This is a genomic window from Pseudomonas fluorescens, assembly GCF_001307275.1.
In the GTDB taxonomy this organism is placed as follows: domain Bacteria; phylum Pseudomonadota; class Gammaproteobacteria; order Pseudomonadales; family Pseudomonadaceae; genus Aquipseudomonas; species Aquipseudomonas fluorescens_AA.
This window is the reverse complement of the sequence record NZ_CP012831.1, coordinates 2579529-2605128: the sequence shown is the minus strand read 5'-3', so window position 1 is coordinate 2605128 and position 25600 is coordinate 2579529. Positions and strand designations below refer to the sequence as shown.

The window sequence follows — 25600 nt, the reverse complement described above, 5'->3', positions numbered from 1 at the left end:
TACCCGTTCTCGCCTCTTCGAGTGGTCATCGTGTCCCGATTTTTTTCGCTCTTTGTCGCTTTTGTCGCAAGTTTTCTACTGATTGGCCCGGCCCAGGCCGAGGTCAAGGTCCTCACCAGCATCAAGCCGTTGCAGTTGATTGCCGCCGCCGTGCAGGACGGCGTGGCCATCCCGGAAGTGTTGCTGCCGCCAGGGGCTTCGCCGCATCACTATGCATTGCGCCCATCGGACGTGCGCAAGGTGCAGTCGGTGGACCTGCTGTACTGGATTGGGCCGGACATGGAGGGTTTCCTACCGCGCGTGTTGAACGGTCGTACGCTGCCGTCGGTCGCGGTGCAGGCGCTGCCGGGGCTCAAGTTGCGTCACTTCGCCCAGGACAGCGCGTCCCACGAGGACGATGACCATGACGGCGATGAGCACGATCACGACCACGACCACGACCACCGCCCCGGCACCGTGGATGCCCACCTGTGGCTATCGCCGCACAATGCGCGGGTGATCGCCGCGAAAATGGCGGCCGACCTGAGCGCGGCGGATCCGGCGAATGCGGCCCGCTACCAGAGCAACCTCGCGGGTTTCAACCAGCGTCTCGACGCCTTGGACGCGCGCCTCAAGACGCGTCTGGCCGGGGTCGCGGGTAAACCGTATTTCGTGTTCCACGAAGCGTTCGACTATTTCGAAGACAACTACGGCCTCAAGCACGCCGGGGTGTTCGCCGTGGCCGCCGAAGTCCAGCCCGGCGCCCAGCATGTGGCGGCGATGCGCACGCGCTTGCAAGCGGTGGGCAAGACCTGCGTCTTCAGCGAACCGCCGTTGCGCCCGCGCCTGGCCGAAACCCTGGTGGCCGGGTTGCCGGTGAAACTGGCGGAGCTGGATGCACTGGGCGGTTATACCCCGGCGACGGCGCAAGGGTATGAGCAGTTGTTGGAGAAGCTGGGGAATGATCTGGCGGGGTGCCTGGAGTCGCTATGACCCCAGCCCCGCGCGCTCCTGCCGAACATGGATCCTGTGGCGAGGGAGCTTGCTCCCGCTCGGTTGCGCAGCGACCGCAAGATTTTGGGGCTGCTCCGCACCCCAGCGGGAGCAAGCTCCCTCGCCACAAAAGCAGCGTTCGGCGAAAGCCTTCTATTGGTACTTAGAGGGCGAACGGCAGCAACGCGTGAACCGTCTGCCGCTGCGCCAGGCGCTGCTGGAACTCCATCGGATCGTGAATCAACACATCCTGCCCGGCGAACGACTCGGCGGCGATCAACCGCGACAGCCAGAACCGCACGCACGCCACGCGCAGCATGGTTGGCCATAGCTGGGCCTCGGCGGCGGTGAACGGCCGCAGCGCCGCATAGGCACCCAGTAAAGCTCGCGCCCGAGGGCCATCGAGCACACCGTTGTCATCCGAACACCAGTCGTTCAAGGCGATGGCGACGTCATACAGCATCGGCCCGGAGCAGGCGTTGTAGAAGTCGATCAGCCCGGTCAGGTGCGTGCCCTCGAACATCGCGTTGTCGCGGAACAGGTCCGCGTGGATGTTGGCCCGGGGCAGCGCCAGGATGCCTACCTTCTTCAACGAAATTTCATCCAGCGCAGCCTCCAGCAACTGACGCGGCGCGGTATCCAGGTGCGAGAGCAGCTTGGCGCCCTCCTCCTGCATCCAGTCCAGGCCACGATCGGTCTTGCGCTTGATCATGTTGTCGCGGGTCGCCAAGTGCAGATGCGCCAGCAGCTCCCCGACCTGGGCGCAGTGCTGGGCGTTGGCCTGCTTGATGTGCTTGCCCGCCAGGCGCGGTTGCAACAGCGCCGGCTTGCCCGCCAGCTCCCGCAGCGCGACGCCGTCGGTGGTGCGCAAGGCGTAAGGCACCGGCAGGTCGGCGTCATGCAGCACGTCCAGCAGTTCGATGAAGAACGGCATTTCCTGCACCGGGCCGCGCTCGACCAGGGTCAGGACGAATTCGCCCTGCTCCAGGCTGATGAAGAAATTGGTGTTTTCGCTGCCGGCGGCGATCCCCTGGAAATCAAGCAGACGGCCAAGCCCGTAAGGGGCGAGAAAGGTTTCCAGCTCGGGCCGAGCCAGGGGCGTGAACACAGACATGGTTAAAACTGCCAGTACGGGCGCCCTTCAGCGGGCGCCGGTTGAAGTGCAGAGTGGGGCTACCACTCAAAGATTTTCCACGAAGGGATCAGCATATCCGGCTGGTCCGAGCGGATGAAGTTTGCATCAGTGCCATCGGCGCGTACCAGGAAATAAGGCTTGCCGTTCTTGGGCGTGACCTTGATCGCGTACAAAAATCCGTTTTGCCGATACTCCTGAATGGTTTTATCGCCTTCGGTGCGGATGGTGACATCCGGGTCCGCCGAGGGTGCGTCATCCGCTGCCATGGCGGCCAACGGGGTGATTGCAAACAAGCCAGCCAGTAACAGGCGATTTAGTGTACGCATGATAACCTTGTCCCTTTGTCGTCAACGGTCCCGCTATTCTAGCCCCGGACCCGCCGAAAAGGTTGATCCTGCTCATGAGCCAAGCCCCCCTCGTCCTGGTGGACGGTTCTTCTTATCTGTACCGCGCCTTTCACGCGCTGCCACCGCTGACCACGTCCAAAGGCCTGCCGACCGGTGCGGTCAAAGGCGTGTTGAACATGCTCAAGAGCCTGCGCAAGCAGTATCCGGACAGTCCGTTCGCCGTGGTGTTCGACGCCAAGGGTGGGACATTTCGCGATGCGCTGTACGCCGAATACAAGGCCAACCGCCCGAGCATGCCCGACGACATGCGCGTGCAGATCGAGCCGCTGCATGCCAGCGTCAAGGCCCTGGGCTTCCCGCTGCTGTGCGTGGACAACGTCGAAGCCGATGACGTGATCGGCACCCTGGCCCGCAGCAGCGCGGCGGCCGACCGCCCGGTGGTGATCTCCACCGGCGACAAAGACATGGCGCAGTTGGTCGATGGGCACATTACCTTGGTCAATACCATGACCGGTAGCGCCCTGGACGTGGCTGGCGTGAAGGAGAAGTTTGGCGTCGCTCCAGAGCAGATCATCGATTACCTGGCGTTGATGGGCGATTCGTCCGACAACATCCCCGGCGTTCCGGGCATCGGACCGAAGACCGCTTCCGGCCTGCTGGTGGGCGTCAATGGCGGCTTGACCGAGCTGTACGCGCAACTGGATATCGTCGCCACCTTGCCGATCCGTGGCGCCAAGACCCTGGCCGCCAAGCTCGAAGAGCACAAGGAAATGGCGTTACTTTCCTACGAGCTGGCGACCATCAAGACCGACGTGCCATTGGATGTCGGCCTGGACGACCTGCAAATGGGCGCACCCGATCACGAGAAGCTGGCCGAGCTGTACACGTTGCTGGAGTTCAAGAGCTGGTTCGAGGAAAACCAGCGGGACGCCAAGCGTGCCGGCCAGGAGATCGTCGAAGTGGCCGAAGAACAGCCTGGCGCCGCCGAGGCCAAGTACGAGGTCATTCTCGATCAGGCGCGCTTCGAGGCGTGGCTGGCGAAACTGGACAAAGCGCCGCTGTTCGCTTTTGTCACCGAAACCAACGGCGGTGATGCCCAGCATTCGCAACTGGTCGGCTTGTCGTTCGCCGTGGCTCCTTTCGAGGCGGCCTACATCCCGCTGACCCACTCCTACATGGGCGTGCCGGAGCAGTTGGACCGCGACACGGTGCTCAAGGCGCTCAAACCGCTGCTGGAAAACCCGAACAAGCTCAAGATCGGCCAGCACGCCAAGTTCGAAACCAACATCCTGGCCAACTGCGCCATCGGTGGCGATCAGAACAACGGCATCCTGGTCCAGGGCATTGCCTTCGACACCATGCTCGAATCCTACGTGCTGGACTCCACCGCGACCCGCCACGACATGGACAGCCTGGCGCTCAAGTACCTGGGCCAGAGCAAGACCGATTTCCAGGACATCGCTGGCAAAGGGGTCAAGCAACTGACCTTCGACCAGATCTCCCTGGAACTGGCCGGCCCTTACGCCGCCGAAGACGCCGACGTGACTTTCCGCCTGCATCAAGCCTTGCAGGAAAAGCTGGCCGCCACGCCAAGCCTGGGGCCGGTGCTCAACGATATCGAAATGCCGCTGATGCCAGTCCTGGCGCGCATCGAGCGCCAGGGGGCGTTGGTCGATGCCAACCTGCTGGGCGTACAGAGTGTCGAGCTGGGCGAAAAACTGGTGGCGCTGGAGCGTGAGGCGTTTGCCATCGCCGGCGAGGAATTCAACCTGGGTTCGCCGAAGCAATTGGGCGTGATCCTGTACGAAAAGCTCGGTTTGCCGGTGCTCAGCAAAACCGCCAAGGGCCAGGCGTCCACCGCCGAAGCGGTGCTCGCCGAGCTGGCTGAGCAGGATTACCCGCTGCCTAAGGTGCTGATGCAGTACCGCTCCCTGAGCAAGCTCAAGAGCACCTACACCGATCGCCTGCCGGAACAGATCAACAGCCGCACCGGCCGTGTCCACACCAATTACCAGCAGGCCGTCGCCGCGACCGGGCGCCTGTCATCCATCGACCCGAACCTGCAGAACATCCCGATTCGCACGGCCGAAGGCCGACGCATCCGCCAGGCGTTCGTCGCGCCGAAAGGCTACAAACTGCTGGCGGCGGACTATTCGCAAATCGAACTGCGGATCATGGCGCACCTGGCCAAGGACGAAGGGTTGCTTCATGCGTTTCGTAATGACCTGGACGTGCACCGGGCCACGGCGGCCGAGGTGTTCGGCGTCGATTTGGACGCGGTTACCCATGACCAGCGCCGCAGCGCCAAGGCGATCAACTTCGGTTTGATCTATGGCATGAGCGCGTTCGGCCTGGCCAAGCAGATCGGCGTCGATCGCAAGCAGTCCCAGGCCTACATCGACCGTTACTTCACTCGCTACCCGGGTGTGCTGGCATACATGGAACGCACCCGCGCCCAGGCGGCCGAGCAAGGTTTTGTCGAAACCATTTTCGGTCGCCGGTTGTACCTGCCGGACATCAACGCGAAAAACCCGGCCCTGCGCAAAGGCGCCGAGCGCACCGCCATCAACGCGCCGATGCAGGGCACGGCGGCCGACATCATCAAGAAAGCCATGGTCGCCGTGGACCGCTGGCTGACGGCGTCCGGGCTGGATGCGAAGGTCATCCTGCAGGTCCACGACGAACTGGTGCTGGAAGTGCGTGAAGACCTGGTCGATCAGGTGCGCGAAGAAATCCGCCAGCACATGAGCACCGCCGCCACGCTGGACGTGCCGCTGTTGGTGGAAGTGGGTGTGGGCAATAACTGGGACGAGGCGCACTGATTCCCAAGCCCTGAGGTCGAGGGCTCTTGTGGCGGCTGATAAATCTGCGGGGAATGAAATATGGTCATCGCGAGCAAGCTCGCTCCCACAATGGTTTTGTGTCGAGCCGAATACCGAGCCCAACACCCATTCCCTGTGGGAGCGAGCTTGCTCGCGATAGCGTCGGCCCAGACACCCATGCTCCATTGAGTCACCGAAAACCCAGGTGCGGCCTCATTAGCTCGGAAAATTCCTACGGTTATTTCCAAAAATAATCTGAACTAAACCCGTGAATCGCCACTCAGAGATTCTGAATGGCTGGTGAAGCCCTTCAATGCTCCTATGTTGTGTTAAGTGTTGGCAGATATCTGGACCCCGCCCTAGCGGTCCGGAACTTGGACCCCGAACTTCCCCCTCCCCATAAGAAGTCCGGGGTTTTTTTTGCCTGCGATTTGGCTTATTCGGCCTCTTCGCTGCCCTTGTCCGCCAATTCCATCCAGTCGGCCAGCACCGTGTAGGCTTCTTCCAGGCCCATGCGCTTGGGCGCCGAGAACAGTTGGATGGTGATCGCGTCGCCCCAGCCCTTGCGAATTTCCGACTGCACTTTGAGCAAGGTATTTTTCGCCGCGCCGTAGGTGAGCTTGTCGGCCTTGGTCAGCAGGATGTGCATCGGCATGCCGCTGGCGACCGCCCAATCGAGCATCAACAGGTCGAAGTCGGTCATCGGATGGCGGATGTCCATCATCAGGATCAGGCCTTTCAAACTCTCGCGGCTGCCCAGGTACGCTTCCAGGTGGCGCTGCCAGTGTTGCTTGAGCGGGATCGGTACTTTCGCGTAGCCGTAGCCGGGCAGGTCGACCAAACGCCGTTCATCGTCTAGCTTGAAGAAGTTCAAGAGCTGCGTGCGACCCGGGGTTTTCGAGGTGCGTGCCAGGCTCGCATGGGTCAAGGTGTTCAGCGCGCTGGATTTGCCGGCGTTGGAACGCCCGGCAAAAGCCACTTCGAAGCCTTCGTCGTCTGGGCATTGATCGACTTTGGCGGCGCTGAGCATGAAGGTGGACTGTTGGCACAGGCCAAGGATGGGGTTCTTCAGTTGCATGGGATTTCCGATGTGGGCGGCGTCGGGAATGGACGCGGCAAGCTGTGTCGTTTCCGTTTCAGTGACGCCAGTATATAATGCCGCAGATTTTGTGTGCGCTTTGTCCCAGCGTAGGATGAAGCTCACGGGAGCGACCGACCGAAATTGCGCATTAGAACGCAGCTCGTTCCCAACCCTGAAAAGGTCGTTTTATGACGAAATGGCTGCTAGCTGCCGGTGTCTTGATGCCGCTTTACAGCGCTCAGGCTACACAGGATCCGGAAGCTGTGTACAACCGTGTTTGTGGTGCCTGTCATTCCGGCCAACTCCCCATGGCGCCCCGCAAGGGCGATCAGGAAGCTTGGACGCCGAGGTTGGCGAAAGGTATGGAGACGCTGGTGCAACACGTGACCCAGGGTTTCAAGGCGATGCCGCCGCGTGGTTTGTGCATGGACTGCAGTGCCGAGGATTACCGAGCCATCATCCAGTGGATGAGCGAGTAAACCCGGTCCATAACTCTTTAACCCTTAGCCGTAGTTGGATTAGCTGATGAACAAACTGATCGTGAGTCTGCTGTTGACCTTGGGGATATCCGGCGTAGCCCACGCCGCTGGCGATGCCGCTGCCGGTCAGGCGAAAGCGGCCGTATGCGGGGCCTGCCACGGCCCGGATGGCAATAGCATGGCGCCCAACTTTCCGAAACTGGCGGGCCAGGGCGAGCGTTACCTGAACAAGCAACTGCACGACATCAAGTCCGGCAAGCGCACGGTGCTGGAAATGACCGGCCTGCTGACCAACCTGAGCGATCAGGACCTGGCGGACATCGCGGCCTATTTCGCCAGCCAGAAGGGCAGCGTCGGCGCCGCCGATCCAAAACTCGTGGCTCGCGGTGAAGCGCTGTTCCGCGGCGGCAACCTCGACAAAGGCTTGCCAGCCTGCACCGGTTGCCACTCCCCGGATGGCAAAGGCAACGCGGCTGCCGGTTTCCCACACCTGGGCGGCCAGCATGCCCAGTACGTCGGCAAGCAACTGGCCGACTTCCGTAAAGAAGAAGGCGGCCGGACCAACGATGGCGACACCAAGCCCATGCAGAGCATCGCCAAAAAGCTGAGCGACGAAGATATCGCGGCAGTCTCCGCCTACATTCAGGGCTTGCACTAAGGCCGTTGAGGGGGATACACCTCTTGCAACGTTAACGCTCGATTAATCTGTCGATGCGAGCATCAAAAGGGTGGCTTTGGCCGCCCTTTTTTGTGGCCGCTGCCGTTACACTAGAGAACTTGAACCCGCCACGGTCTGTCTTAGAAGCAGGTCTTGCGAGGCCCCCTCATTGTCCAGGAGTAAAGCATGCGTAATCTGATCATCAGCGCCGCGCTCGTCGCCGCCAGCCTGTTCGGCATGACTGCCCAAGCGGCTGAAAAGCCCGCCGCACCCTATGTCGAATTGACCAACCCCGTTGCGGTGGCAGCGCCTGGCAAGATCGAAGTCGTGGAGTTGTTCTGGTACGGCTGCCCGCATTGCTACGCGTTCGAACCGGTTATCAACCCATGGGTCGAGAAACTGCCGTCGGACGTTAACTTCGTTCGCATCCCCGCCATGTTCGGTGGCCCATGGGACGCTCACGGCCAGATGTTCCTGACCCTCGAAGCCATGGGCGTCGAGCACCAGGTTCACGCAGCCGTTTTCAACGCGATCCAGAAAGAACACAAGAAGCTGACCGACAAACAAGACATGGCCGATTTCCTGGCGACCCAAGGCGTGGACAAGGACAAGTTCCTGGCCACCTTCGACTCCTTCGCCATCCAGGGCCAGATCAAGAAGGCCCGTGACCTGGCGAAGAAATACGAGATCACGGGCGTGCCGACCATGATCGTCAACGGCAAATATCGCTTTGACATCGGCTCTGCCGGCGGGGCCGAACAAGCGCTGCAACTGGCCGACCAACTGATCGCCAAAGAGCGAGCGGCCACCAAGGCTGTCGCCAACTAAGCGCGGCCCACGCCCATGGCCCGCTGGAGTACCGAACGCATCGTTGGCCTGCATGAACCACGGGTCAACGAGCACCATGTCACGTCCACGGGCCTGCCTGGCGACAGCCGCTTGCGGCTGCTCAGCTTCAATATCCAGGTGGGCATCAGCACCGAACGCTACCGGCATTACCTGACCCGCGGCTGGCAGCATTTGCTGCCGCACACCGGGCGTGCCGGCAACCTGCAGAAAATCGGCGACCTGCTCAAGGACTTCGACCTGGTGGCCCTGCAAGAGGCCGACGGCGGGAGCCTGCGGTCAGGCTACGTCAATCAGGTGGAACACCTGGCCCAATTGGGCGCCTTCCCCTACTGGTACCAACAACTCAATCGCAACCTCGGACGTCTCGGCCAGCACAGCAATGGCGTGTTGAGTCGTTTGCGTCCCTGGGCGATCGAGGACCATCCGCTGCCGGGCCCCAAGGGGCGCGGGGCGATTCTTGCGCGTTTTGGCGAAGGTCCGGAAGCGCTGGTCGTGGTCATGATGCACCTGGCACTCGGGGCGCGTACCCGGACGATGCAGCTGGCGTACATTCGCGAGCTGATCGGCGGCTACAAGCACCAGATACTGATGGGCGACATGAACACCCACGCCACCGACCTGCTGCAAACCTCGCCCCTGCGCGATCTCGGTCTGCTCGCACCACAACTGGAAGCGACATTCCCCAGCTGGCGCCCCCAGCGCTGCCTGGACCATATCCTGTTGAGCCCGACCCTGACCCTCGAACGTGTCGAGGTGTTGGCCCAACCCATTTCCGATCACCTGCCGGTCGCGGTAGAAATTCGTTTGCCGGGTTCGCTCACGGCCGATGCATTCCCCGCGCTGAGTACTGCCCCTCGCGGATCCGATGAATGAGCGACGAAGCCGAACGCTGGAGAGAGAAATACCTCAAGAGTATCGAACAGCAGGAAAAGCTCGAGCGCCGTTGGGATGCTCGACTCGACTTGCTGCGTCGTGGCCTGGTGCGCAGCACCCTGGCCGCCGAGGGCACTGATCGGGTCGTCGACCAATGCATGAAAGAGATGCGCGAGGTGGTGCGCACCGATGACATGGACGCCGGCCTCGCCGCCCTGCTGCCGCGTCTGGAGAAAGCCGTACTCGATTCCGAGCAGCGCCGCGAAACCCGCATCGAGCAGATGAGCACTGCATTGACGGCCCTGGTGGCCCAGCTGCAAAGCCTGCCGCTGCCGAAGGAAGTCAGCCGGCCCCTGAAGAAATTTTCCAAGCAGTTGGAAGAGCGGGTCGGCCAGGCCCGGGAGATTCCGCTGCTGCTCAGCGAATTGAGCGGTTTGCAAGGCAAGGCACTGAGTGCCCTGGACGCCCCTGTCGAACCGAGCCGCCCCGGATTGCTGCAACGGCTGTTTGGTGGCCAAGGCCATGAGGAAGCGACGCCCCAGCCTCACGAGCCTGCCCAGGCCAGCGTGGCGCCTCTGGCAGACACGGCCCTGCCAGTCGCCGTTGAGCCGGCAGTTCACACAGCATCCATCGCACCAGCACCAGCACCAGCACCAGCACCAGCACCAGCACCAGCAACCGTCCCGTCGGTAGCGGAGCAAGCTCCCACGCTGGAGGCAACGCCCGAACCGGTCGGCCAGGTTACCCCGCAGACCGAACCTGCGCCGACGTCCGCTCCGGCACCAGCCGCTGAAGTGGCTAAGCCGATCAGCGAGCCGGACGAAGCCGCCGAGCCCGCCCCCTTGCAGACGGTGGCCGCCGACGAACTCCCGGTAGCGACACCCGCCCTGGAAAATCCCGACGAGCTGATGTCCGAAGAGGTGTCACAGACCCTCCCCGACCCCTCGCCGCCTCCAGTTGAAGCCGAGCCTGACGAGCCTTTGGCCGCCGCCGATTTGGCTGATGCCCAATACGCCCTGCCCGATTCGCCGGAACCGTCCTACAGCTCGGTCGCCAAGCACATCGAAGACACTTTGCTGGGCCTGTTGGGCGACCTGACCTTACCCGAGCGTCATCGACCACAAGCCGAGGCCATGGGTGAGCGGTTGCGAAATGGCTTGAACTGGTACGAACTGCTGCCGATCCTCGATGATCTGGCGGTGCTGATGCTGGCCATCACCGACACCGGCCAGCATGAATTCGAAGCGTACCTGCAACGCCTCAATGATCGTCTCGAGTCCTTCCAGAGCAGCCTGCAGGCCGCCAGTGAAGACCACGCCGACAACCTGTCGGCCTCCCGGGAAATGGACACCCAGATTCGCGAACAGGTGGATGGCCTGCAAAGCAGCGTGCAACAAGCCGATGACCTGGAAGGCCTCAAGCAGGTGCTTGAGAATCACCTCGAAGGCTTGCTCGGGACAATGGACCAACACCGCCGGCAACGTGATCAACGCGAGCAGGAAGTCTCGGTGCGCCTCAAAAGCCTGGCCGATCGTGTCGCGCTGATGGAGCAGGACGCCCAGGTCGTGCGGGAAAATCTCGAGGAACAGCGGCAGAAAGCGTTGGTCGATCCGCTCACCGGGTTGCCCAACCGCGCCGCCTGGTCCGAGCGTCTGGAGCATGAAGTCGTCCAGTGGCAGCAGCACGGCAACAGCTTGCTGCTGGCCATGCTCGATCTCGATCATTTCAAGCGCATCAATGACAACTACGGCCATCTGGCCGGTGACCGGGTGTTGAAGCTGATCGCCTCGGTCCTGCGCAAACGCCTGCGTGGCGGCGATTTCATTGCGCGTTTTGGTGGCGAGGAGTTTGTCCTGCTGGTGCCGGATACCCCCCTGGCGGCTGGCGCCAAGCTGGCCGAGGCGCTGCGTCTGGCCATCGAAGCCTGCCCGTTTCATTTCAAGGGCGAACCGGTGACGGTGACGGTATCGGTGGGCATGACGGCTTTCAAGCCAGGTGAACACAGCGATTTGGTACTTAAAAGAGCCGATCAGGCGCTCTACCGGGCCAAAAATGCCGGACGCAACCGCGTGGAGCTGGGCTGAGGGCTAATTGTTCCAATTTGTTTAATATCGTCCCGCGCACCGGATCATCGCGGGGCGATACGTTACACTGTTGCATTACTTCCAGCGCGTAATGCCCTCCGCCATGAAATTTTTCTCGCTCATTGTTTCTTTATTTATCCTTGCCGGCTGCACCAGCGGCCCTCGGTTCGACACCAGTCACCCCTCCGTCAACCATGACAACCGCATCCAATTCGTGGTGGTGCATTACACCTCGGCGTCCCTGGAGCGTTCACTGGCCCTGCTGACCCATGGCGAAGTCAGTGCCCATTACCTGATTGGCGACGATAAAGACGCGACCATCTACAAGCTGGTGGATGAAAGCCGGCGCGCCTGGCACGCCGGGGAAAGTGAATGGGAAGGCCGGACCTGGCTCAATTCCAGTTCCATCGGCATCGAAATCGTCAATCCGGGTTTCCTCGACACGCCCACCGGGCGCCTCTGGTATCCCTACAGCGAAGCTCAGGTCCAGGCCTTGACCGTCTTGCTCAAGGACATCATCCAGCGCAACGGGATCAGCCCGCGCAGCATCATCGGCCACAGCGACATCGCGCCCCTGCGCAAGCTCGATCCGGGGCCGCTGTTCCCCTGGAAGCGTCTGGCGCAAGCGGGCCTGGGGGTGTGGCCGGATGAACAGGCCGTCGCACGCCAGCAGGTTTTCTTCGCAACACAGCTACCGCCTGCCAGTTGGTTCCAGGCCGAGCTGGCCCGTCTGGGCTACCCGACGCCCCAGACCGGCGAATGGGACGTAGCCACCCACCACGTGCTGGCCGCGTTTCAGATGCACTACCGGCCGACCCGCTTCGATGGCATGCCGGACCCGCAAAGCGCGGCGATTCTGCAGGTGCTCAACCAGACAAAATAATGACGCCCGTCCGACGAATCGGGCCAAATCCAAATCAGAAGCTATAACTCATTGGTAACTTTCGGATTACCCATGATGACGGCTGCCCGCGAAACCTTACAGAGCTGGCTCCATCGCCCCCTGTTCCTGGCGATGATGGCGGCTGCCCTGAGTACCTTCCTACTGCTGACGGGCAGTCTGTTTGTGGTCGTGCAGCAGATCCAGCAGCGAGAAAGTGATCAGATGAATGCCCAGGGCGAGCGCTTCCTGCAACGGCTGGAACAGCTTTTCGGGCAATTGCGGGAAAGCCTCGACGACCTGCAAAACCAGCCGTTGCGCGGCTGCGACGATGACATGATCGCGACCTTGCGAGAGGTCAGCTTCAATTACCGTTTCGTTTATGAAGCGGTGTACATCGATGGCAGCGGCGTCTGTTCCAATCGTCCGCGCCAAAGCGGGCTGTCGGTGGCCCGTCCGCCCGATCTTCGAGGCCCGACCTACAGCTATTGGCTCAATACCACCACCGAACCCAACGAAGACCGCGCTGCGTTGATGCTGGGCCGTGGCAATTTCCGAGTCGCCACCTCCCGGGGGCATTTGGCCGACGTGGTCGACCTGCCACCGGGCAGCAGCCTGCTGGTGGTCCTGGATCATGGCACGCGGGCCATTCCCGTGTTGGGCACCCAACAATACTGGCCGCCCACAGAGCCTTGGCCACCGAAGAGCCAGAATGCCTTGCAGGTGACGCAGACCCGGCTGATTTATCGGATGCCCACCGACAGCCCGGAATATCAACTGGTGCTGATCGCCCAGCGCAACGGTTTCAAGATCCCGGCCAATGCCTGGTGGATGCTGCCCATCAGCCTGGTGCTGGGCCTGGGGATTGGTTTCCAGGTGTTTCTGCTGGCGCGCCATCGCCAGTCCATGGATGCTGAGCTGCACGGGGCCATCCGGCGCGGTGAATTGCAGGTGCTGTACCAGCCGATTTTCGACCTGGACAGCCGCAACTGCGTCGGTGCCGAAGCCTTGCTGCGCTGGCGACGACCGGACGGCACCCTGACCAGCCCGGACTTGTTTATCCCGATGGCCGAGAACACCGGGCAGATCCGCCAGATCACCGATTTCGTGCTGCAGCGGCTGTTCGATCAATTGGGCCAGCTGTTGCGGGCCAATCCACAACTGTATATCTCGGTGAACCTGGCGGCCTGCGATGTGATGGTGCCGCGTATTGGCGAAGTGATCGCTCGCCTGCTGGCATTGCATCGGGTCTCGGCGCATCAGATCGCCTTCGAAGTGACCGAGCGCGGGCTGATCGACGTGTTGGTTGCCCGGGATAACCTGCAATCGCTGCGCGACGTCGGGCATCAGGTGCTGATCGACGATTTTGGCACGGGTTATTGCAGCCTGGCCTACCTGCAAACCCTGCCGGTGGACTGCCTGAAAATCGACAAGGCCTTCATCGACGCCTTGGGCCACGATGCCGCTAGCAGCGGCGTGGCCCCGCACATCATCCGCATGGCCCACGCGCTGCAGCTCAAGGTGATCGCCGAAGGCATCGAGCATGAAGCCCAGGCCTCTTATTTGAGCAGCGAAGGGGTGAGGTTCGGCCAGGGCTGGCTGTTCGCCCATGCCCTCAGCGCGGTGCAACTCATCGAATTGATCACCCGTGGCCGACGCCTGCGTGGGCGCCGTCTTGATGATGAAGCCTAGGTTGCCCCAGGCCGTGCACTCAAACCGTCAGCGCCATGTAGAACTGCGTGCCCTGCCCCGGCCTTGAATAAACGCCCATGCGGCCACCGTGGAGCTGGACGATCTCCTTGCACAGGGCCAGACCGAGGCCGGCGCCACCCTTCTTGCGTCCGACCTGGACGAAAGGCTCGAAGATCCTTCCCTGTTGGCCGTAGGCAATGCCTTCGCCGTTGTCTTCGACACTGATGATCACCCGCTCGCCGTGGCGTCGGGCCTGCAAGCGGATCTGGCCGTCTTCGCCGGTGTGGCGCATGGCGTTGTCGATCAGGTTATCGAGCACCCGATCCAGTTGCGCAGCGTCGGCATGCAGCCGTGGCAATGGGCCCTGGATCGCCACGAGCAGCTCGATACCCTTGGCTTGGGCCTGTTCGGCGAACCGCAGACGGGCCTCTTCCAACAGGTCGTCAATGGAACAAGGCGCCAGGGTCAGCTTTTGCAGGCCGTTCTGGTAGCGAGAGAAATTCAGCAGGTCGTTGATCAGTTGCATCAGCCGCTGCATTTCTTCCGTGACGGTGTTGAGCAGGTCCGCCTCGCGGGACTCCGGTGGGAAGTGCAGGCGCTCCTGCAACAGGCCGAATGCCATGTGCATGCCCGTCACCGGCGTGCGCAGCTCATGGGAGGCTCGCAGGACGAACTCGCTGCGCACCCGTTCGAAGGCGCGCTGTTCGGTGACGTCATGCAGCACCATGACCGCGCCGAGGATGTGGCCCTGGGTGTGGCTGACCGGCGTGAGGCTGTAGGTCAGCACCCGCGACTCGCCATCGACCTCGATGGTCAGGTCTTCCGGCGCCCGCTCCAGGGTTCCACCGCGCAGTACCAGGTGCAATTCTTCATCCAGTTCCAGGCGTCCCAGCGCCTCGCCGAGCCCTTGGCCCAGGCGCGCCTCATCCCAGCCCAATTGACGCTGGGCCACCGGGTTGAGGTGCTCCAGCTGGCCTTGGCGATCGATCATCAGCAAGCCGTCGTCGATACTGTCGAGCACCGCTTGCAAACGCTGCTGGCCGGCGAGCAGTTCATCGACATTGGTGGCCTGATGTTCGCGCAGTGCCTGGGCCATGACGCCGAAACGACGGGTCAGCAAATTCAACTCGGCGGCGGAAGAAACGGGCAGCGTGACCTCGAAATTGCCCTGGCCGATGTCATCCGCCGCCGCGGCCAGCGCCTCGATCGGTGCGCCGAAACGCCGGGCAAGGCCATGGGCCGTGATAAAACCGATGACCAGGACCGCAAACCCCACCAGCCCCAGCAGCCCGGAAATCCACAAGGCGCGTTCGCGCGCGCGGTCCTGGGTTTCACCGATCTTGGTCAGGGCCTGGCGATAACCTTCGATCAGTCCATTGCGCAGCACGTTGAATTTTTCGGTGAGGTCCTTGATGCCCGTGAGCTGTCTCGGTTGCTGGCGAGACGCGCTGAAGGCCTCGAGAAATTCAACGTAGTCGGCCTTGGCCCTGCTGAAGCTGGCGGCCGTGTTGTCCAGCTTTCTTTCGTGGGCGATCCCTTGGTCGATCAACGCCAGGTATTGCCGCTCGGATGCCTCCAGAGCGGCCAGGTCAGGGTTGTCGTCGAGCATGATGATCAGCTGATCGCCGAGGGTCTGGCGCAGCTTGAGACCCAGGTCCAACAGGATGAAGTTGTCGCGTACCGATTGTTCCTGGGTATTGGCCATTTGCATGACGCTGACCAAGCCAAGCACCAATCCCAGCAATGCCACGGTGATCAGGGCCGAGATACTGAGAAACAGCCGTGTGCGCAGCTTCATCGCCAGTTTCATAAGGTGTCGCTCACAGGTTGTACTGCTTGCGTTTGCGATACAGGGTGGAGGCATCGATACCCAGGGTCTTGGCCGCCTGATCGAGCGTGTCAGCCGTAGCCAGCACCGCCCCGATGTGGGCTTTTTCCAACTCGTCGAGGCTCAGTGCGGCACCGATGCGCGGTGCATTGTTGACCGGCTGCTCGGCCATGCCCAGGTGACTGATTTCGACTTTTTCCTGCGGGCAGATGATGCTGGCGCGCTCGACCACGTTGCGCAGTTCGCGGATGTTGCCGGGCCATCGGTAACCTAGCAGCGCTTCGCGAGCCTCGTCGCTGAAGCCCCGGGCCGGGCGCGCATATTCCTTGACGAAGCGGGCCAGGAAGCGGTCGGCCAGGGTCAGGATGTCTTCGGCGCGCTCACGCAACGGTGGCAGATGCAGGGTGATGACGTTCAGGCGATACAGCAGGTCTTCGCGAAAGCGCCCGTCGCGCACCATGTCCTCGAGGTTGAGGTTGGTGGCGGCGAGAATCCGCACGTCGGCGCGGCGGGTGACTGGGTCCCCTACCCGCTCATATTCCTTGTCCTGGATGAACCGCAACAACTTGGGCTGCAACGTCAGGGGAAAATCGCCGATCTCGTCGAGAAACAGCGTGCCGCCGTCGGCCTGGTTGACCCGTCCCAGGGTACTTTCGCTGGCACCGGTGAAGGCCCCACGGCTGTGGCCGAACAATTCGCTTTCCATCAACTCGGCGGTCAGCGACGGGCAATTGATGGTGACGCAGGACTTTTTCGCCCGCTTGCTCCAGCCATGGATCGCCCGGGCCAGCTCACCTTTACCGGTACCGGATTCGCCGAGGATCAGGATGTTGGCGTCGGTGCTGGCGACCTGGCGGGCGGTCTCCAGGACGACTTTCATCGCCGGGCTGTGGGAATCGAGGCCGTCCTTGGGCTTGCGCACTTCCCCTTCCAGGGCTTCGAGCCTTGCCGACAGCTGGCGCACTTCCAACTGCTTGGCGGTGGCCAGGCGCAGTTGATCCGGGCTGCAAGGCTTGACCAGGTAGTCGGCGGCCCCGGCCTGGATCGCATCGACTGCGGTGTCGACGGCCGAGTGGGCGGTGACGATGACAACCCGCATCCAGGGCGCCTGGATACGCATTTGTGCCAGGACATCCAGGCCGTTGTCCTCCCCCAGGCGCAGGTCGAGAAAACACAGGTCGAACACCTGGCGTTGCAGGAGTGTGTCGGCCTGGGCGGCGCTGTTGGCGGTGGCGACGGTATAGCCTTCGTCTTCCAGGCAGTAACGGAACGTACGCAGGATGGCGGACTCATCGTCTACCAGCAGAATGCGGCCTTGGTGCTCAGTGGCGGATTCCATTTTCCTACGCTCCTTAATGAATGATGTTGGTTAGTGTCAGAAAAATCGGGCAAGTTGCATGGTCGATTCTGAGGGGATATTACCCATCGAACCTGCCTCTGTAGACGTCTGACTCCTAAAAGACTGATTTGAGTTCCTTTTTTTATGATTCTTACGGTGCGGACGGTTCGCATCGCTGATTCCGACGGCTGCGTCTGACAGGAAATTCCAAAACAACCTTACGCCTTTTCCCTTCCATTCGTGCAATACGCACGACGTGCGCATGGGCCATCGTGCAGGATGCGTTCCCCATGTCTCGCAATCATTTATTAACTATTTGATTTTAAAGGAATTTAGCTCTTAAAAAATCCTGGCACGCCGGCTGCAATGCTCTGGTCAACGTGGCGTAAGAGCGCCTCAACCAGATCACCACACCCGGGTGGGAGGAATTTCAGGATGAATCGTCAATGTGCCGCGCAGTTTCGACTCTCTTCCTTGAACATCCAGCAGGGCTTATGGGCTGCCCTGGCATTGCTGGTCACGCTCGTGATCGGCCAGCAATGGCTGCTTTGGCACGAACGTCAACAGCCAGAGGCGCCACAGGTCTCCATTTCCCGTGCCCCACAAACCCATTTCACCGCCGTCAGCGTCGCAGAAGCTTCCGCTTCCATGCGCATGATGGATGTCGATCAGGCTCAGCCAGTGACCGACATGCCGCGTGAAGAGCGCTGGGTGTTTTAACCCGATGTACCGGTCGTCCACTGTGCCGGAACCATCACCGCGAGACCCTCACTAAATAGAAAAGCGTAAGGAGAATCACCATGTTGAGCTGGGCAATTACCTTCCTGATCATTGCCATCATCGCCGCCGTACTGGGCTTCGGTGGTATCGCAGGCACCGCCACGGGCATCGCCAAGATTCTCTTTGTCGTGTTCCTGGTGATGTTTATCGCTTCCTTCTTCTTTGGCCGTCGTGGCCGAGGCTGACCATGAGCGTTTCATTCAAAGGACTGGCCGCCGCCCTGCTGTTGGGCGGCAGTGCCATGGCAATGGCTGCCAATGACGGGCAGATGCGCGCCAACCAGTTGCTGGAGGCGGACCCGCAATACCGCGAGACTTGGCAGCATGTCGTCAAAAAAGAAGAACGCCTGCCCGAATGGGTGATGAACCTGTCAGGCGATTCGGAACAGATGAATGCTGTCGAGGAGGACGGCGACAAGTACTTGGTGGGACCGCTGTGTGAAACCCAGGCCACGTGTCGCAGCAAGCGCCTGATCGTCGCCTTCAGTTTCGACAAGGACGAGGCCTACGCCATGTTGGTGGAAGTCCCTGCCGGACTGCCGGCCGACAAGTCGCCGACCCGTCATGCCGACTACCGTTTTCTCGGTAATCCCGATGACGGTATGCAAAAACTGTTAATGGAACAACTCAAGAAAGATCCGAACTGGTACTGATTCTGAAATGGAAAAAGCAGCCCTGTTTTTTCCTGTTGCACAGCCCGAGGAGGGCCAGTGCATGACCAAGGGGCTGGGACGTTCTGGCGGATGTGCGTCGGAGTGACCTACGGGCACAAGGGGTGCCTGCGAAAGGGCCGGGTCAGGTAAAAAGCTGTGACGCAAGTTCGCAAAGCCCTCCCGGCTTGGCGAACTTGCGTAGAGCTTCGTGTCGCACCCTGCGTGGGCCAGAGCGGTTGCTCGATTCTGGCGTCGCAAGCAGGCCGCGATGCGGCATTTTGTCTCCTCTCGCCAATTTATTACCCTTTCCCTGACCGTATATCGGAGAATAGCGAGACGATTTCTCTCGTGGATCGCGTCTCGACCCGTTGCCGTTTCATCGAATCCTCATGCTTGGAAGAAAAAGCCCAGCTACGCTGAAATGGCCGGTTCACGGCACTTATGCCTGCAAAAATGTCGCATTCGAACCGCTTGTAATGCGGGTTTCGTTTGGAAATTCTCATGCCGATTCGGCATGGGGTAGGCGTTTACGGCATTAGACGAGCCCCCCTGGCATCGCAATAGTTGCGCCTTTTTTCGCCTGCCAGTAAGCCGCTAATGCGCTCGGGGTGACCTTATACGGGGGCAGTGGCGCGAACGTTTTTCGTCATCGACGAGCCGTTCGTGCCACTGCCCGAGTCCAACTGAAGTAAGGGTAACGATATGAAGAAGGCACGACTAAGCCTCGCCTGGCAGATCCTCATCGGTCTGGTGCTCGGGATTGCATTGGGCGCGCTGCTCAACCATTTCAGTGCCGAAAAGGCCTGGTGGATCAGCAATGTGCTGCAACCGGCGGGCGACATCTTTATCCGTCTGATCAAGATGATCGTGATCCCGATCGTGATTTCCTCGCTGATCGTCGGCATTGCCGGGGTCGGTGATGCCAAGAAGCTCGGGCGTATCGGCCTCAAGACCATCCTTTACTTTGAAATCGTCACCACCATCGCCATCGTCGTCGGCCTGCTATTGGCCAACTTCTTCCAGCCGGGCAGCGGCATCGACATGAGCACCCTGGGCACGGTGGACATTTCCAAGTACCAGGCCACCGCCGCTGAAGTCCAGCATGAGCATGCGTTCATCGAGACCATTCTCAACCTGATCCCGTCGAACATCTTCGCAGCGGTCGCCCGTGGCGAGATGCTGCCGATCATCTTCTTCTCCGTATTGTTCGGCCTGGGTCTGTCCAGCCTGCAATCGGACCTGCGCGAACCGCTGGTGAAGATGTTCCAGGGCGTGTCGGAAAGCATGTTCAAGGTCACCCACATGATCATGCAATACGCGCCGATCGGTGTGTTCGCCCTGATCGCGGTGACGGTTGCCAACTTCGGCTTCGCATCCCTGCTGCCGCTGGCGAAACTGGTGATCCTGGTTTATGTCGCTATCGCCTTCTTCGCCTTCGTGGTGCTGGGTCTGATCGCCCGCCTGTTCGGCTTCTCGGTGCTCAAGCTGATGCGCATCTTCAAGGATGAGCTGGTGCTGGCTTACTCCACCGCCAGCTCCGAAACCGTGCTGCCGCGTGTGATCGAGAAGATGGAAGCCTACGGCGCTCCGAAAGCCATCTGCAGTTTCGTGGTGCCCACCGGTTATTCGTTCAACCTCGACGGTTCGACGCTGTACCAGAGCATCGCGGCGATCTTCATTGCCCAGCTGTACGGCATCGACCTGTCCATCAGCCAGCAATTGCTGCTGGTGCTGACCCTGATGGTCACCTCCAAAGGCATCGCCGGCGTACCAGGCGTGTCGTTCGTGGTGCTGCTGGCTACCCTGGGCAGCGTGGGTATTCCCCTGGAAGGCCTGGCCTTCATCGCCGGTGTCGACCGCATCATGGACATGGCCCGTACCGCGCTGAACGTCATCGGCAACGCCCTGGCCGTGCTGGTCATCGCCCGTTGGGAAGGCATGTACGACGATGCCAAGGGCCAGCGCTACTGGAACTCCCTGCCGCACTGGCGCAGCAAGGAGCCGCTGCCGGCGGGGGAACCTTCCAGCCATTGAGATCCATTGTGGGAGTTTGGGCCAGCAGCCAAGTGCCTGAACAACCCCGGCCATTGTGGGAGCCGAGCTTGCTCGCGATTGCGGTGTGTCAGCCAACATCAATGCTGACTGATCCGACGCTATCGCGAGCAAGCTCGGCTCCCACAGGAATTTTTGTCAGGCGCAAAGATTCTGAACAACCCCGGCTCCCACAGGATCTGCCATAGGACTTCTGTCAGTCCCTGCGCAGTGCCAAGCAAACCCCGGAGAAATCCGGGGTTTGTCGTTTCTGCCAGCCCCGCTATCATTCGCCGCATCTTCCGGGGGATTTAACCGATGCTCAATGGCCTGTGGCTTGGCTTCTTTATCGTGGCAGCCGTGTCGGCGCTGGCGCAGTGGCTGATCGGTGGCAACGCCGGGATCTTCGCGGCCATGGTGGAAAGTATTTTCGCCATGGCCAAGCTGTCGGTGGAGGTCATGGTCCTGCTGTTCGGCACCCTGACCCTCTGGCTGGGCTTCCTGCGCATCGCCGAAAAGGCCGGCATCGTCGACTGGCTGGCCAAGGCCCTCGGCCCGCTGTTCTTGCGCTTGATGCCGGAAGTGCCGGCCGGCCATCCGGCGATCGGCCTGATCACCCTCAACTTCGCCGCCAACGGCCTGGGGCTGGACAACGCGGCCACCCCCATCGGCCTCAAGGCCATGCGTGCCCTGCAAGACCTCAACCCCAGCCCGACCATCGCCAGCAATGCGCAGATTCTGTTCCTGGTGCTCAACGCCTCGTCGTTGACGCTGCTGCCGGTGACCATCTTCATGTACCGCGCCCAGCAAGGCGCGCCGGACCCGACCCTGGTGTTCCTGCCAATCCTGATCGCCACCAGCGGCTCGACCCTGATGGGGTTGTTGTCCGTGGCATTCATGCAGCGCCTGCGCCTCTGGGACCCGGTGGTGCTGGCCTATCTGATCCCGGGGGCGTTGCTGCTGGGCGGCTTCATGGCGTTGCTGGCGACGCTCTCGGCCACGGCCCTGGCGGGGTTGTCATCGATCCTCGGTAATCTGACCCTGTTCGGCCTGATCATTATGTTTCTGGTGGTAGGCGCCCTGCGCAAGGTCAAGGTGTACGAGGCCTTCATCGAAGGCGCGAAAGAAGGGTTCGACGTTGCCAAGAACCTGTTGCCGTACCTGGTGGCGATGCTTTGCGCCGTCGGCGTGCTGCGAGCCTCGGGGGCGCTGGATTTCGGCCTGGACGGCATCCGCCACCTGGTGCAATGGGCCGGCTGGGATACGCGGTTCGTCGATGCCTTGCCGACCGCCATGGTCAAGCCGTTCTCTGGCAGCGCCGCCCGGGCGATGCTGATCGAGACCATGAAGACTTCCGGCGTGGACAGCTTTCCGGCCCTGGTAGCGGCGACTATCCAGGGCAGCACCGAGACCACGTTCTACGTGCTGGCGGTGTACTTCGGCGCCGTCGGCATCCAGCGGGCGCGCCACGCCGTGGGTTGCGCGCTGTTGGCCGAACTGGCGGGCGTCCTGTCGGCGATCGGGGTCTGCTACTGGTTCTTTGGCTGAGGCCGTCAGGGGGCCGGCGTGGCGAAACGCTGGCCCTGCTCCAACGTCCAGTTCACCACCTCGGCGGTCAGCCGGTCGCTGGCCCGGCCGAAGCCGTCCACCACCGCTGGCACCTTCACGTCGTTCAATGGCTGGCGCACTTCGAAACGGCGGCTGGCCAGGATGCGCTGGTCGAATCCTCGCACCAGCAACGCGTCCAGGCGGACCACCACGCTGGCGGCGCTGCCCTGGTACTCGGTCTGGAACGCCTGCAATTGCCCGCCCAGCTCCAGGTCGGCTTGCAGGTTGCTGTCAGCGACACTCAACAGCCGGACCCGCCCGTCCTGGGCAAAGCCGTCGAGCAAGCGGTTGCGCACCAATACCGGGGCGGGGTCGCTCCAGCGCGAGGCGGCGTAGCTGCTGAACAGGTTGCCTTGGGGAATGACCGCGATTTTCGGGCTGTTGAGCACTTCGCTGGCCTGCGGGCTGGCCAGGCGCAACGACCAGCTCACCGGCGTGCCGGCGGAGGCCGGTGCCTGGGCGGCGGGCAGGCGATAGATGTCCGAAGGCTCGGCCTTGGGCAGGATCGAACAACCGGCCAACAGGATAAACCCCGCCAGCACCAGGCCCGGACAGACGAATCGATGGAACGGTTTCATGGCGTGAATTCCTTGTCCTTGTCATTGCCCAGCAAATAGCCGCTGGGGTTGGCATCCAGGCGTCGGGATATACCGCGCAGGGCACTCAGTGTTTCGCGCAGCTCGCGCACGGCTGGCGCCAGGGCATTGAGGCCCTGCATGCCGTTGTTCAGCGAATCGCGGTTGTCGTTCAGCAGTTTGTCGAGGGTCGCGGTGCTGCGGGCCAGAGAATCCATGGCCTGGCCGGCACTGCCGAAGGCCTGTTTGCCCTGGTCGTTGAGCAGCCCATTGGCATTGCGCATCAACGCCGTGGTCTGTTCCAGCGTGGCGTTGGCCTGTTTGCCGACGGCCGCCAATTGCTGCATGGCCTGGCGAATATCGCCACGCTGATCGGCGATGACCCCGGTGGTTTGCTCCAGATGATCGAGGGTATTGCTCAGGCGCTGGACGTTGTCCGAGGAAAACACCTCATTGGCGTTGTGCAGCAGCAGGTTGATGCTGGTCATCACGTCATCGCTGTTGTTCAACAGGCGGGCGATCGGCGAGGGCGCGGCGATGATCACCGGCGGTTCGCCGTCGTGCCCGGTCAATGGCGGGCTCTGGGGCGTGCCGCCGCTGAGCTGGATGATCGAGGTGCCGGTGATGCCAGTCAGCGCCAGCTTGGCCTGGGTGTCTTGCTTGATCGGGGTCTCACCGCTCAAGCGCACCCGCGCCAGCACCCGGCGCGGGTCGTTCGGGTCCAGGCGCAGGTTCACCACGTCGCCGACCTTGATGCCGCTGTATTCCACCGAGCTGCCCCTGGACAAGCCGCTGACGGCCTCGTTGAACACCACTTCGTAATCCTTGAACTCGCTGTCCACGCTGGACTTGGCCAGCCAGAGGCCGAACAGCAGGGCGCTGACCACCACAATGACGGTGAACAGGCCGATCAGCACATGATGGGCTCGGGTTTCCATGTCAAACCTCGTTGGACTGTGTAGCGGCGGATAAAGCCGCGCGGCCGCGAGGGCCATGAAAGTATTCATGAATCCAGGCGTCGTCGGTTTCCGACACCTTGTCGATGACATCGGCCACCAGCACTTTTTTCTGCGCCAGCACTGCCACCCGGTCGGTGATGGTGTAGAGGGTGTCCAGGTCATGGGTGACCAGGAACACGCTCAGGCCCAGGGCGTCGCGCAGCGTCAGGATCAACTGGTCGAACGCCGCCGCGCCGATGGGGTCGAGGCCGGCGGTGGGTTCGTCGAGAAACAGGATGTCCGGGTCCAGGGCCAGCGCACGGGCGAGGGCGGCGCGCTTGATCATGCCGCCGGACAGCGAGGCGGGGTACTTGTCCGCGGCCGAGAGCGGCAGCCCGGCCAGGGCGAGTTTCACCGCCGCCAGGTGTTCGGCATCGGCCCGACTGAGGCCGGCGTGCTCGATCAGGGGCAGGGCGACGTTTTCTGTCACGGTCAGGGATGAAAACAGCGCGCCTTTCTGGAACAGCACGCCAAAGCGCCGTTCCACCCGCGAACGCTGCTCCTGGGACAGGCTCGGCAAGTCCTGGCCGAACACCCGCACTGAACCCTCGCTGGGCTGGTTCAGGCCGACGATGCTGCGCAGCAGCACCGACTTGCCACTGCCGGAGCCACCCACCACGGCGAGGATCTCGCCCTTGTAGACGTCCAGGTCGAGGTTTTCATGCACGCTCTGGCGGCCAAAGCGGTTGCACAGGCCACGCACCTGAATCACCGCCTCGGCGGGCGTCCTGGAAGGTCGACTCACCAGCTCATCTCCATGAAAAACAGCGCGGCCACGGCATCCAGCATAATCACCACGAAAATCGACTGCACCACGCTGGAGGTGGTGTGGGCCCCGACCGATTCGGCGCTGCCGCTGACCTTGAAGCCTTCCAGGCAGCCCACGGCAGCGATCAGGAAGGCAAAGATCGGCGCCTTGACCATCCCCACCACGAAGTGCTGCACGCCAATGTCCGATTGCAGCAGTGACAGGAACATCGCCGGGGAGATGCCCAGCGACAGCGCACACACGACACCGCCGCCAATGATGCCCGAGAGCATGGCCACGAACGTCAGCATGGGCAGCGCCACCAGCAGGGCCAGCACCCGCGGCACCACCAGCAACTCGACGGGGTCGAGGCCAAGGGTGCGGATCGCGTCGATTTCTTCGTTGGCCTTCATCGAGCCGATCTGCGCGGTGAAAGCGCTGGCAGTGCGGCCCGCCATGAGAATCGCCGTCAGCAACACGCCGAATTCCCGCAGGAACGAGAACGCCACCAAGTCCACGGTAAAGATACTGGCGCCGAAATCCGCCAGCACCGTCGCCCCGAGAAAGGCCACCACCGCGCCCACCAGGAACGTCAGCAAGGCCACGATGGGCGCCGCGTCCAGGCCGGTCTGCTCGATGTGCACGACCATTGGCGTGATGCGCCAGCGCCGCGGATGAAACAGCCCGCGGGCCAGGGTTTCCAGGATCAGGCCGACAAAACCGAGCAATTGCAGGGTGTCCTGCCAGACCTTCTCCACGGCGCGGCCGATGCGCGTCAGCAACTGGGTCACGACGCTGACTTTCGGTTCTTTGTCCGGTACGCAGAAATCCGTCAGCGAGCAGTACACCGTCTGCAACAACGCGCGCTCGGCTGCCGGCAAACTGCAGTCCGGGTGTTCGGTGGTCTTGCCCAGCCGTTCGGAGCCCAGCAGTTCCACCAGTAACGAGGCCCCGGCGGTGTCGAGGGCACCGAGGCCGTTGAGGTCGATCCGGGTGTTTTCGTCGTACCGGCCGCGCAGCGATTCGCCCAGGCGCTTGAGCTGTGGGTAATGGGCCAGCGTCCAGTCGCCGCTGATCCACAGCTGCGCCGGCGAGCCGGACGTGTCGAGTCGGGCACTGCCCATGTGGGGGCTGGGGGTCATAAGCTCCATGCTCGTTCGGCTTGAACA

23 protein-coding genes are annotated in these 25600 nt (G+C 62.0%); 14 read left to right on the top strand and 9 right to left on the bottom strand.

What is annotated here, in order from left to right; translation table 11 throughout:
- Window positions 1–30 precede the first annotated feature (30 nt).
- On the top strand, window positions 31–972 hold the full coding sequence (gene znuA, locus AO356_RS11495) for a zinc ABC transporter substrate-binding protein ZnuA (protein ID WP_060739884.1): 942 nt from the start codon (window positions 31–33) through the stop codon (window positions 970–972).
- A 163-nt stretch (window positions 973–1135) separates the two neighbouring features.
- Here the strand turns inward: znuA and AO356_RS11490 are convergent, their stop codons facing one another.
- Together AO356_RS11490 and AO356_RS11485 are read right to left on the bottom strand one after the other, a co-directional pair.
- Window positions 1136–2086 carry a homoserine kinase gene (locus AO356_RS11490; RefSeq protein WP_060739883.1) on the bottom strand — a complete coding sequence of 317 codons (951 nt, stop codon included), beginning with the start codon at window positions 2084–2086 and terminating at the stop codon, window positions 1136–1138.
- 59 nt (window positions 2087–2145) lie between these two features.
- Window positions 2146–2433, bottom strand: a complete 288-nt coding sequence (locus AO356_RS11485) for a DUF2782 domain-containing protein (RefSeq protein ID WP_060739882.1) — start codon at window positions 2431–2433, stop codon at window positions 2146–2148.
- Window positions 2434–2507: 74 nt separating this feature from the next.
- Between AO356_RS11485 and polA the strand changes: the two genes are divergently transcribed.
- Window positions 2508–5276, top strand: coding sequence for a DNA polymerase I (polA, locus tag AO356_RS11480; RefSeq protein WP_060739881.1), 2769 nt, complete (start codon window positions 2508–2510; stop codon window positions 5274–5276).
- Window positions 5277–5712: 436 nt separating this feature from the next.
- Here the strand turns inward: polA and yihA are convergent, their stop codons facing one another.
- On the bottom strand, window positions 5713–6354 hold the full coding sequence (gene yihA, locus AO356_RS11475; RefSeq protein WP_003196227.1) for a ribosome biogenesis GTP-binding protein YihA/YsxC: 642 nt from the start codon (window positions 6352–6354) through the stop codon (window positions 5713–5715).
- A 191-nt stretch (window positions 6355–6545) separates the two neighbouring features.
- Here yihA and AO356_RS11470 point away from each other — a divergent pair, with 191 nt between their 5' ends.
- The 7 genes from AO356_RS11470 to AO356_RS11440 all read left to right on the top strand — a co-directional run bounded on the left by AO356_RS11470 (window position 6546) and on the right by AO356_RS11440 (window position 13872).
- Window positions 6546–6836: a c-type cytochrome gene (locus AO356_RS11470; protein ID WP_003196231.1), complete on the top strand. Its 291-nt coding sequence runs from the start codon at window positions 6546–6548 to the stop codon at window positions 6834–6836.
- Window positions 6837–6882: 46 nt separating this feature from the next.
- Window positions 6883–7494 carry a c-type cytochrome gene (locus AO356_RS11465; RefSeq protein WP_060739880.1) on the top strand — a complete coding sequence of 204 codons (612 nt, stop codon included), beginning with the start codon at window positions 6883–6885 and terminating at the stop codon, window positions 7492–7494.
- Window positions 7495–7680: 186 nt separating this feature from the next.
- Window positions 7681–8322 (top strand): thiol:disulfide interchange protein DsbA/DsbL, encoded by a 642-nt coding sequence (locus tag AO356_RS11460; RefSeq protein WP_060739879.1) that lies wholly within the window; start codon window positions 7681–7683, stop codon window positions 8320–8322.
- Window positions 8323–8337: 15 nt separating this feature from the next.
- Entirely contained in the window at window positions 8338–9216 is an 879-nt protein-coding gene (locus tag AO356_RS11455) for an endonuclease/exonuclease/phosphatase family protein (RefSeq protein WP_060739878.1), read from the top strand.
- Complete coding sequence (locus AO356_RS11450) at window positions 9213–11300, top strand: GGDEF domain-containing protein (RefSeq protein ID WP_060739877.1); 2088 nt, start codon at window positions 9213–9215, stop codon at window positions 11298–11300. Before AO356_RS11455 ends, AO356_RS11450 begins: the two co-directional genes overlap by 4 nt.
- A 103-nt stretch (window positions 11301–11403) precedes the next feature.
- Window positions 11404–12183: an N-acetylmuramoyl-L-alanine amidase gene (locus tag AO356_RS11445; protein ID WP_060739876.1), complete on the top strand. Its 780-nt coding sequence runs from the start codon at window positions 11404–11406 to the stop codon at window positions 12181–12183.
- A 75-nt stretch (window positions 12184–12258) separates the two neighbouring features.
- Window positions 12259–13872 (top strand): EAL domain-containing protein, encoded by a 1614-nt coding sequence (locus AO356_RS11440; RefSeq protein WP_060743102.1) that lies wholly within the window; start codon window positions 12259–12261, stop codon window positions 13870–13872.
- 19 nt (window positions 13873–13891) lie between these two features.
- Here AO356_RS11440 and AO356_RS11435 read toward each other — a convergent pair whose 3' ends face one another.
- Window positions 13892–15682, bottom strand: a complete 1791-nt coding sequence (locus tag AO356_RS11435) for an ATP-binding protein (RefSeq protein WP_060739875.1) — start codon at window positions 15680–15682, stop codon at window positions 13892–13894.
- A gap of 10 nt (window positions 15683–15692) precedes the next feature.
- A complete protein-coding gene (gene algB / locus AO356_RS11430) occupies window positions 15693–17039 on the bottom strand; it encodes a sigma-54-dependent response regulator transcription factor AlgB (RefSeq protein WP_053126909.1) in 1347 nt (448 codons plus the stop codon).
- Window positions 17040–17474: 435 nt separating this feature from the next.
- On the opposite strand from algB, the gene AO356_RS11425 reads away from it, so the two are divergent.
- The 5 genes from AO356_RS11425 to AO356_RS11410 all read left to right on the top strand — a co-directional run bounded on the left by AO356_RS11425 (window position 17475) and on the right by AO356_RS11410 (window position 22050).
- On the top strand, window positions 17475–17759 hold the full coding sequence (locus AO356_RS11425; protein WP_060739874.1) for a hypothetical protein: 285 nt from the start codon (window positions 17475–17477) through the stop codon (window positions 17757–17759).
- 80 nt (window positions 17760–17839) lie between these two features.
- Window positions 17840–18004: a DUF1328 domain-containing protein gene (locus tag AO356_RS30845; RefSeq protein ID WP_003177151.1), complete on the top strand. Its 165-nt coding sequence runs from the start codon at window positions 17840–17842 to the stop codon at window positions 18002–18004.
- Between the two features lie 2 nt (window positions 18005–18006).
- Window positions 18007–18471 carry an inhibitor of vertebrate lysozyme family protein gene (locus tag AO356_RS11420; RefSeq protein ID WP_060739873.1) on the top strand — a complete coding sequence of 155 codons (465 nt, stop codon included), beginning with the start codon at window positions 18007–18009 and terminating at the stop codon, window positions 18469–18471.
- 702 nt (window positions 18472–19173) lie between these two features.
- Window positions 19174–20505 carry a glutamate/aspartate:proton symporter GltP gene (gene gltP, locus AO356_RS11415; protein ID WP_060739872.1) on the top strand — a complete coding sequence of 444 codons (1332 nt, stop codon included), beginning with the start codon at window positions 19174–19176 and terminating at the stop codon, window positions 20503–20505.
- Between the two features lie 315 nt (window positions 20506–20820).
- Window positions 20821–22050 (top strand): nucleoside recognition domain-containing protein, encoded by a 1230-nt coding sequence (locus AO356_RS11410; RefSeq protein WP_060739871.1) that lies wholly within the window; start codon window positions 20821–20823, stop codon window positions 22048–22050.
- Between the two features lie 5 nt (window positions 22051–22055).
- Here AO356_RS11410 and AO356_RS11405 read toward each other — a convergent pair whose 3' ends face one another.
- The 4 genes from AO356_RS11405 to AO356_RS11390 are packed head-to-tail and all read right to left on the bottom strand — an operon-like array spanning window position 22056 to window position 25573.
- Window positions 22056–22688, bottom strand: a complete 633-nt coding sequence (locus tag AO356_RS11405) for an ABC-type transport auxiliary lipoprotein family protein (protein WP_060739870.1) — start codon at window positions 22686–22688, stop codon at window positions 22056–22058.
- Window positions 22685–23623, bottom strand: coding sequence for an MlaD family protein (locus tag AO356_RS11400; RefSeq protein WP_060739869.1), 939 nt, complete (start codon window positions 23621–23623; stop codon window positions 22685–22687). The genes AO356_RS11405 and AO356_RS11400 overlap by 4 nt, the downstream gene beginning before the upstream one ends.
- A gap of 1 nt (window position 23624) precedes the next feature.
- Window positions 23625–24428, bottom strand: coding sequence for an ABC transporter ATP-binding protein (locus AO356_RS11395; RefSeq protein ID WP_060739868.1), 804 nt, complete (start codon window positions 24426–24428; stop codon window positions 23625–23627).
- Window positions 24425–25573: an ABC transporter permease gene (locus tag AO356_RS11390; RefSeq protein ID WP_060739867.1), complete on the bottom strand. Its 1149-nt coding sequence runs from the start codon at window positions 25571–25573 to the stop codon at window positions 24425–24427. The genes AO356_RS11395 and AO356_RS11390 overlap by 4 nt, the downstream gene beginning before the upstream one ends.
- Between the last annotated feature and the right edge of the window lie 27 nt (window positions 25574–25600).

Bases quoted from the DNA above. Each gene is read 5' to 3' on its own strand.
- AO356_RS11490 (WP_060739883.1), bottom strand. From the start codon at position 2,086: ATGTCTGTGTTCACGCCCCTGGCTCGGCCCGAGCTGGAAACCTTTCTC.
- AO356_RS11485 (WP_060739882.1), bottom strand. From the start codon at position 2,433: ATGCGTACACTAAATCGCCTGTTACTGGCTGGCTTGTTTGCAATCACC.
- polA (WP_060739881.1), top strand. From the start codon at position 2,508: ATGAGCCAAGCCCCCCTCGTCCTGGTGGACGGTTCTTCTTATCTGTAC.
- yihA (WP_003196227.1), bottom strand. From the start codon at position 6,354: ATGCAACTGAAGAACCCCATCCTTGGCCTGTGCCAACAGTCCACCTTC.
- AO356_RS11470 (WP_003196231.1), top strand. From the start codon at position 6,546: ATGACGAAATGGCTGCTAGCTGCCGGTGTCTTGATGCCGCTTTACAGC.
- AO356_RS11465 (WP_060739880.1), top strand. From the start codon at position 6,883: ATGAACAAACTGATCGTGAGTCTGCTGTTGACCTTGGGGATATCCGGC.
- AO356_RS11460 (WP_060739879.1), top strand. From the start codon at position 7,681: ATGCGTAATCTGATCATCAGCGCCGCGCTCGTCGCCGCCAGCCTGTTC.
- AO356_RS11455 (WP_060739878.1), top strand. From the start codon at position 8,338: ATGGCCCGCTGGAGTACCGAACGCATCGTTGGCCTGCATGAACCACGG.
- AO356_RS11450 (WP_060739877.1), top strand. From the start codon at position 9,213: ATGAGCGACGAAGCCGAACGCTGGAGAGAGAAATACCTCAAGAGTATC.
- AO356_RS11445 (WP_060739876.1), top strand. From the start codon at position 11,404: ATGAAATTTTTCTCGCTCATTGTTTCTTTATTTATCCTTGCCGGCTGC.
- AO356_RS11440 (WP_060743102.1), top strand. From the start codon at position 12,259: ATGACGGCTGCCCGCGAAACCTTACAGAGCTGGCTCCATCGCCCCCTG.
- AO356_RS11435 (WP_060739875.1), bottom strand. From the start codon at position 15,682: ATGAAACTGGCGATGAAGCTGCGCACACGGCTGTTTCTCAGTATCTCG.
- algB (WP_053126909.1), bottom strand. From the start codon at position 17,039: ATGGAATCCGCCACTGAGCACCAAGGCCGCATTCTGCTGGTAGACGAT.
- AO356_RS11425 (WP_060739874.1), top strand. From the start codon at position 17,475: ATGAATCGTCAATGTGCCGCGCAGTTTCGACTCTCTTCCTTGAACATC.
- AO356_RS30845 (WP_003177151.1), top strand. From the start codon at position 17,840: ATGTTGAGCTGGGCAATTACCTTCCTGATCATTGCCATCATCGCCGCC.
- AO356_RS11420 (WP_060739873.1), top strand. From the start codon at position 18,007: ATGAGCGTTTCATTCAAAGGACTGGCCGCCGCCCTGCTGTTGGGCGGC.
- gltP (WP_060739872.1), top strand. From the start codon at position 19,174: ATGAAGAAGGCACGACTAAGCCTCGCCTGGCAGATCCTCATCGGTCTG.
- AO356_RS11410 (WP_060739871.1), top strand. From the start codon at position 20,821: ATGCTCAATGGCCTGTGGCTTGGCTTCTTTATCGTGGCAGCCGTGTCG.
- AO356_RS11405 (WP_060739870.1), bottom strand. From the start codon at position 22,688: ATGAAACCGTTCCATCGATTCGTCTGTCCGGGCCTGGTGCTGGCGGGG.
- AO356_RS11400 (WP_060739869.1), bottom strand. From the start codon at position 23,623: ATGGAAACCCGAGCCCATCATGTGCTGATCGGCCTGTTCACCGTCATT.
- AO356_RS11390 (WP_060739867.1), bottom strand. From the start codon at position 25,573: ATGACCCCCAGCCCCCACATGGGCAGTGCCCGACTCGACACGTCCGGC.